Source organism: Dietzia sp. CW19, assembly GCF_014145265.1.
Lineage (GTDB): Bacteria > Actinomycetota > Actinomycetes > Mycobacteriales > Mycobacteriaceae > Dietzia > Dietzia natronolimnaea.
In genome coordinates this window covers 24,227-31,617 of sequence record NZ_JAALEE010000561.1, presented here as the reverse complement: position 1 = coordinate 31,617, position 7,391 = coordinate 24,227, and the positions used below count along the sequence as shown (strand labels likewise).

Genomic DNA, 7,391 nt, shown 5'->3' with positions numbered 1-7,391 from the left:
ATCGACGAGCATCTGATCAACACCGGCGAACTGCAGACACGACCCAGACACCTGCGAAAGTACGTCGAGCTGATCATCATCGACGAGTCCGACCGACTCAATGCCACCGCCCTGGAAATGGTGCGAGACCACTATGACCGCGACAACGTCGCCGTCATCCTCATCGGCATGCCCGGGATCGAGAAGAGATTCAGCCGCTACCCGCAGCTTTACAGCCGCGTCGGATTCGCACACGAGTACCGGCCACTGAGCAAAGACGAACTGCGATTCGTACTCGAACGTCGCTGGCCCAAATACGGCCACCCCCTCGACCCCGACGACTTCACCGACGCTCAAGCCCTCGCCGCGATCGCACGGATCACCCGCGGCAACTTCCGCCTCGTCGACAGACTGTTCACGCAGATGGAGCGCATCATGCAGATCAACGAGCTCAACACCATCACCGACGACGTCGTCGAAGCCGCCCGATCCACCCTCGTCATCGGCATCACCTGACACCGCCAAACGAACCTGCGAAATCCCGCCAAACGAAGGTGAAAGTCACAGCCGATGCCATCATGCAACGGCTCAGCGCCGTCGGCCTGCGCAGTGGTGACGTTTGCCTTGCCGTCAGCGAGTCGGGCTCGAATGCGCTGACGATCGCGGCCGCTCGAGAGGCCAAGGTCGCGGGCGCATCAGTCATCGGCCTCACCGCCTTCGCCCGCACGGCACTGGCCGAGCTCGCTGACGTAGCGCTCATTGCCGGCGCGACCTATCGCTGGGACCTCGACCGTGTCGGCGGGAATATCGTTCAGACCGTGCTGCTGAGCAGCTTGCACTCGGCCGTGATCGGCAGAGTCCAGAAGGCGCCGAAAGTCTCTGATCGCTACATCGAGACGGTGGCCCAGTTGACGATCGAGGAACCAGGGGAGCCGCCTGCGCCCTGATCCAGCAGTATCACCTGTACACCAGCCACTCCGCTTCGTCTCCATACGACTCGACTCCATCGGACGGCCCACGAGCATCTCGTGGGCCGTCCTGCTGCGTCGGCACTAGGGGCACCAACACTCCCGCGGTCGAGGCCGCAGGTTCATCCCGAACAGGCACCCCATTCTTCTGCGTGTCGCTCTGGATTAACGTTCCGCGTTCACACTCTTCTATGTAACAACCTTGCAAGAAGGGATGGCACAGACATGAGCTCGATCGACATCGCAGGCCTTACGCGTGTATTCAAGGGCAGCACGGCCGTGAACGCCGTCGATCTACGGATCGACGACGGAGAGTTCTGCGTCCTACTTGGCCCCTCCGGCTGTGGTAAGACCACGCTGCTGCGCATGATCGCCGGCTTGCTTGAACCAACATCGGGGACGATAGAACTAGACGGTGCCGACATCACCGATGTCCCTTCCAAGAAGCGCGACATCGCCATGGTGTTCCAGAGCTACGCCCTCTATCCGCATCTGAGCGTCGAAAAGAATCTTCGATTCCCCCTAACGCAAGCGCGAAAGGTTGACGGTACGAGGCTCTCCGGTGACGAGATGGCAGAGCGAGTCAACCAGGTTGCTGCATCGCTCGAGATCGATATGCTCCTTGACCGGCTGCCCAAACAGTTGTCCGGCGGGCAACGACAGCGAGTGGCGTTAGGGCGGGCGCTTGTCCGTAATCCGAAGGCGTTCCTGATGGACGAGCCCCTGTCGAATCTCGATGCGTCGCTGCGCACGCAGACCCGACAAGAGCTCACCAGTCTTCACCGACGTCTCGGCGCGACCTTCGTCTATGTGACGCACGATCAGGTCGAGGCGATGACCATGGCCACGAAGATCGTCGTCATCAACAAAGGAATCATCGAGCAGGTCGGCTCCCCGCTCGAGGTCTACGACCGTCCTGCATCGACGTTCGTCGCGAAGTTCATCGGTTCTCCACCGATGAATCTGATCCCGGCGACGGTCACGTCCGTTGCGGGGACCGTCCGTGTTGAAGGAGACGGGTTCGCTGCCGACCTGTGGGCCGGGACCACAGCTGAGATCGACGTGCTGCTGGGCGTTCGACCTGAGCACATCCGAGTCCTGGATCATCACGATCCGACTGCGGCGCTCAGGCTTCCGCTTCTCGTCAGCAACGTCGAACAGCTCGGCAACGAGACGATCGTGTACGGACGCGTGGCAGATTCCGACATCTGCATTCGCGGTGAGCGCCGCAACGATCTCCGACCGGGCGACGCCATCGAGATCGGCCTGGAGCTTGTCCATGCGCACTTGTTCGACAGCGCGTCCGGTCGACGGCTCGAGTGGGTCGCCGACGATCCGGCCGCGTCGAAGCGGGCGAGATCCGTTGAGCCTGACCAGAGGCAGGTCGTCGGCGTCTTCTGACGGTCGTCCGCTATTCGGAAACTGTTCGCTCCATCACATGTGTGCCCACCTGCACTTCGACAACTTCCCCATTTTATTCGATGAAAGGTCAGCTTCATGCGTTCACTACCTCGGCGATCTCGCTCATCCCGTCACGTCCGCGCCGCTCTGGTTATCACTGCGATGTCGAGTCTCGTATTGTCCGGCTGCGTGACGGCCGGGTCGAACACACCCGCAGCTCACTCCGAGGGCGGCCAGTTAGTCGAGCTCTCCGAAGACGACCAGGTCGAGATCGTATTCGAGTCCTACAACCTCTCCGGGCAGGGAATGTGGGGCGACACTATCGCCGGCCTCATCGACTCCTTCGAACAGGAGCACCCGAACATCACTGTGGTCGGGCAGGGCGTCGACTCTGGGAATGCCACCTCGTCGGTCCAGCAGCAAGTGCTTGCCGGGGATCCGCCCGATATCGGACAGATGGTCTTCGATTCGATGGCGTTCTCCGCTGAATCGCTCGGCGGCGCGAACCTCTCTGAACTCGTCGGACAAGAGAAGCTTGACGAGCACTTCGGTGGCAAGTACCCGTTTCACCCGCGGGCTAAGGTGCTCGCCGACATAGACGGGGCTACGTACGGACTGCCCTATGTGTTCTCGACCCCCATCCTCTGGATCAACGAAGACCTGATCGAGGAAGCGGGCATGGATCCCGAGACCATCGACACGAGCACGTGGGAATCTGTCGCCGACATCGCGGACCAAGTCACCGAACACACCGGTCGGCCCTCACTGTCCAACGCCTGCGTGCTGACCACGGGACGCTGGTGCATGCAATCGATGTTCCTCTCCAACGGCGCCCAGGTGCTCTCCGACGATCGCTCAACGATCGAGTTCGGCTCCGACGCCGCGGTGGACACCGTCGATGTGTTCAAGACGATGTACGAGGACGGAATCCTCAGCAACGAGGACGAAATGTCCCAGTACGACACCTTCGCACGTGGCGACACCTATGCCTTCCAGGTGACCTCGTCTGCTCTGCAGTCCAGCTTCATGCAGGGCGCGGAGGGAAATGACTGGACCCTCGATACGCGGGTGCTTCCGCAGTTCGGTGAGCAGCCTGCGGTACCCACCAACTCCGGTTCCGCTCTCGTGATGTTCTCCCAAGACCCCAAGAAGCAGGCGGCAGCGTGGGAGTTCATGAAGTGGATGACCTCCCCTGAGGCGTACGAGCAGATCACCACGGGAATCGGGTATCTGCCTCTCCGTTCTTCCATGACGGAAGAAGGTGGCCCGCTGCACGACTTCGTTGAGGCCAATCCGCTCGTCAAGCCGAACCTGGAGCAGCTCGACGAGCTATCGCCATGGGTTTCCTATCCCGGGGATCAATTCGCGCAGATCGATGAACTCCTGGGCACCGCGATCGAGGACTCGGTCTTTCAGGGAGCCGACCCCGCTCAGCGACTTCCGGAGACCGCAGAACGCTCACAGCAACTCCTAGAGAGGTGAACCACGCAATGACCTCCACCGACTCGCCCTCCGGCTTCACAGTTCGTCCGCCGCTGCCCGTCACCAGCTCCAATAACTTCCGTGACCTCGGTGGCACTCCGCTATCTCGCGGAGGTGTGGTCAACTCCAACCAGGTATTCCGCGCGGACGCGCTTCACAAGGTTGATGACGTCGGGCGCGCACTCCTGCGCGACCTCGGGATCTCAAGGATCGTCGACCTCCGTCGCACCGATGAGCTCGACGAGATGCCCAGCGCCGTCGACCGCGAGACCATCGAAATCGTGCACACTCCGATACTCTCCGATGCTGCAAGCAGCCATCAGTTGATGCTCGGTGAGAATCTCGATCTGGCTGGCATCTACGACATGATGATCGACACCCGCGGTGCCAACTTGGCCCGGGCGCTCACGCAAGTGGCGACCGCTCCCGGGCCCGTGGTGTTCCACTGCACAGCGGGCAAGGACCGCACGGGAGTGCTCGCCGCACTCATCCTCGAAGTCGTTGGCGCCGACCGCCAGGCCATCGTGGCTGACTACTCAGCCACTGCGGTCAATCTCGCCGGCGACTGGGCCGAGACGATGCTGGCCAGTCACGATGTCCCGTCGCTGGCAGCCGCCGGTGTCGACATCGTCACGATCATCACACAGAGTCCGGCGCCGCTCATGGAGGCGCTGTTAGAGCGACTCGACCGCGAATACGGCGGCGCTGAGGAATACCTGAAACTGCACGGACTCAGATCTGACGATCTGACAGCCCTGCGGACCAAGCTCACCGGCTGAAACGACCGAAGCGAGAGACAGTGCTCACGACCACGTTGGTGCCACTACACCCCAGCACCCCCAGCCACACGACCCATCAATCGAGCGCGACAGTCCCCACCGTGATCGGCTCGCTCAGCAAGACTGCGAACGCAGAGAGTGGAAAATCAGCGACGATCGTCGCCAGCGGGACGGTCCGCTGATGTTCTCAACCGTCCCGCCCCCGTCGAGCTACCCAGAAGAGCAGCAACTCACCGGTTCCTCGCGGGCGGTGGAATCAACCCGCAAGACCGCTGCTCGGACCCCGCACCTGCTAACCCCGCGCGGCAATTCAAATCTCGGCGACCATAAAACGAGAAAGTCACCATCTCAGCGGCTCTCACCCTATCTATACCTGCTCCCAGCCATGGCCATGCTTATCCTGTGGACATATTGGCCGCTGGTCCAAACCTTTGAGCTGTCATTCTATGACTGGAACATGCTGCCGAACACACCTCGCGAGTTCGTCGGCGTGGACAACTACGCAGATGTCATCGCTCTCCCGGAGATGCGACAAGCAGTGCGGAACACCGTAGTGTACACCGCCGCATTCGCAGTGTTCTCTCTCGTCCTGCCGCTCCTCATCGCCTTACTTTCACAACAGGTCCGAGGCCGCTGGAAGACCTTCTACCAAGCGCTCATCTTTGTCCCATTCCTCCTCACGCCGGTGGCCACGGCTGCTGTCTGGCGTTGGCTGTTCGCGCCGAACGGAGGCACGATCAATATCGCACTGAGCGCTTTCGGAATTGAGTTGGGCAATGTACTCCGCGATCCAGGTCTAGCTATCTGGGCGATCATCATCATGGTCGGTTGGCAGATGCTCGGCTTCGGTGTTCTCGTGATCTCGGCAGGGCTCGCCGGCATCAGTCCCGAATACAGTCAAGCCGCTGGCCTAGATGGAGCATCGGCGATGACGGTGACCAGGAAGGTCACACTGCCGCTGCTGTCACCCACCCTCGTGTTCCTCGGACTCATGACCGTGCTGCTGGCGGCCCAGTGGACCTATCCGATCATCGACATCCTCACCCAGGGCGGGCCGTCGAATAGCTCGACGAACATCTACTACATCCTCTATCAGTTCGGATTTCAGAACTTCGACTCGGGATTATCGTCTGCGGCAGGCGTGCTGTTCTTTATCGCCTTCGGCGCGATCGGCGCCCTCTACATGTGGATGACTCGAAAACTCAGCTTCCACGATGACTGAACCCCGAAATGACCCGGAAGGCGTCTCGCATGTCATTCGTTCTCGAAACATCAGCCCCGGTCGACCCGCACGCAGCGGTGCGGCCCCGCATCCGTCCATCCATATTGGAATCACGGACTACGGCAGCGGAAGACGATCCCAATGACTCCCTAAAGAACCGGCAGAATACCGACTCTGACCTACCCGTGGGGGCACGCAGCGTTGGAGGAATCGCCATCGGCCACGTGATACTGGCCGTCGCCGCGATCTGTAGCATTTTCCCCGTCTATTGGCTCTTTGCCACAGCATTCCGACTTCCAGAAGACCAGCTTTCGCAGAGTCTTATTCCATGGCCGATAAGCATTCAGAACTTCATCGACGTCACGGACCAAATCCCGATTCTCTGGATGATGTGGAACACGTTGGTCATGGCGACTGCTCTCACGGTGTTCCAGTTGTTCACCTCTATACTCGCCAGCTACGCATTCGCCAGATTCGACTTCTACGGAAAATCGGTAGCCTCGTTCCTCTTCATAGGATCATGGCTAGTACCCTTCCAGATCACGATGATCCCGAACTATCTCATGGTCTCCCAGCTGGGACTCCTCAACACGGTCGCTGGTGTCGTCGTACCTAACCTCGTATCGGCATTCGGTGTGCTCATGCTCATGCAGCACATGCGCTCCTTCCCCGGCGAGCTTCTCGACGCCGCCAAGGTCGATGGACGAAACTCCTGGCAGACTCTGTGGAGCATTGTCGTACCCAACATGAAACCCGCACTTGCAGCACTCGCGATCATGCTATTCATCACGGCTTGGAACGATTACCTTTGGCCATCGCTGATCATGCGCCAGTCTGATGCCCTAATCCAAGTTGGCATCCGCTCATTCCTCACCGCCGAGGGAAACAATTGGGGTGCGGTCATGGCAGCTGCGGGGATGGCCTGTATACCCGTGTTCCTGCTCTACATCTTCTTACAGAAATACGTCGTCGCAGGTTTCGTTCGTTCCGGCATGAAGTGAAGGAACGCTCCAGATAGGCGCAAGGCGTGCCTCCTTTGACGACCCTTCCGGATCCGAAGTGCCTAGCGGCGGTTCATCGGTGAGGCGGTGAGACGGGAGTCGACCACCCGGCATGTCACATCGTCTGTGTAAGAGACCGGTCAGTTAGCCCCGCTGCTGGGTCATCAGAGTGGGAGCCGGTTGGGGAATTGCACCGCAAAGGCGTTGAGCGCTAGGCCACTCTGGGTGCCGGCGCCGAGCTGGACACTGCGGGTGGTCTCAATGTTCCGGCGGGATGGCTACGACGCACCTGACTGATCCGCGCCACGAGCGCTATCGCGCAGCGAGTCCAGGACTTCACGCAGCGTGTCCGAGGTTGCCTCCGCCCGGACCCGTGCCCGGTCGGACTCCTCGGCCTTGGTGCGTGCGACGGCGGCGTCCTGGCGCGTTTCCTCGAGCTGGCCGCGCAGCTGCTCGAGCTCGCCGCGCATTCCCTCGAGCTCGCCGAGTGCTCGGTCGCGGGACGCGACCGCCTCGTCACGCTCTGCGGCAGCCTGCTCGGCCGCCTCCAGGGCGTGGG

Annotated in this window: 6 protein-coding genes and 2 pseudogenes; 7 read left to right on the top strand and 1 reads right to left on the bottom strand. The window is 60.9% G+C overall.

All coding sequences use genetic code 11. The annotated features are described in order from the left end of the window. The 7 genes and pseudogenes from G6021_RS16175 to G6021_RS16145 form a co-directional block, all read left to right on the top strand. The coding region (locus tag G6021_RS16175) for an AAA family ATPase (RefSeq protein ID WP_182641736.1) at window positions 1-495 on the top strand (495 nt) is incomplete at its 5' end. Then, window positions 450-926: pseudogene (locus G6021_RS17810) on the top strand (SIS domain-containing protein); the annotation flags it as partial. The gene G6021_RS16175 and the pseudogene G6021_RS17810, both read left to right, overlap by 46 nt. 246 nt (window positions 927-1,172) lie before the next feature. Further along, on the top strand, window positions 1,173-2,348 hold the full coding sequence (locus tag G6021_RS16165; protein ID WP_063972679.1) for an ABC transporter ATP-binding protein: 1,176 nt from the start codon (window positions 1,173-1,175) through the stop codon (window positions 2,346-2,348). A gap of 189 nt (window positions 2,349-2,537) precedes the next feature. Beyond that, window positions 2,538-3,830, top strand: a complete 1,293-nt coding sequence (locus G6021_RS16160) for an extracellular solute-binding protein (RefSeq protein ID WP_347238993.1) — start codon at window positions 2,538-2,540, stop codon at window positions 3,828-3,830. A gap of 8 nt (window positions 3,831-3,838) precedes the next feature. Continuing rightward, window positions 3,839-4,609 carry a tyrosine-protein phosphatase gene (locus tag G6021_RS16155; RefSeq protein WP_063972681.1) on the top strand — a complete coding sequence of 257 codons (771 nt, stop codon included), beginning with the start codon at window positions 3,839-3,841 and terminating at the stop codon, window positions 4,607-4,609. 181 nt (window positions 4,610-4,790) lie between these two features. Next, window positions 4,791-5,831: a sugar ABC transporter permease gene (locus G6021_RS16150; protein ID WP_082904349.1), complete on the top strand. Its 1,041-nt coding sequence runs from the start codon at window positions 4,791-4,793 to the stop codon at window positions 5,829-5,831. A 29-nt stretch (window positions 5,832-5,860) separates the two neighbouring features. After that, window positions 5,861-6,832, top strand: coding sequence for a carbohydrate ABC transporter permease (locus G6021_RS16145; protein ID WP_082904351.1), 972 nt, complete (start codon window positions 5,861-5,863; stop codon window positions 6,830-6,832). A gap of 278 nt (window positions 6,833-7,110) precedes the next feature. Here G6021_RS16145 and G6021_RS16140 read toward each other — a convergent pair. After that, a pseudogene (locus G6021_RS16140) lies at window positions 7,111-7,391 on the bottom strand (hypothetical protein); the annotation flags it as partial.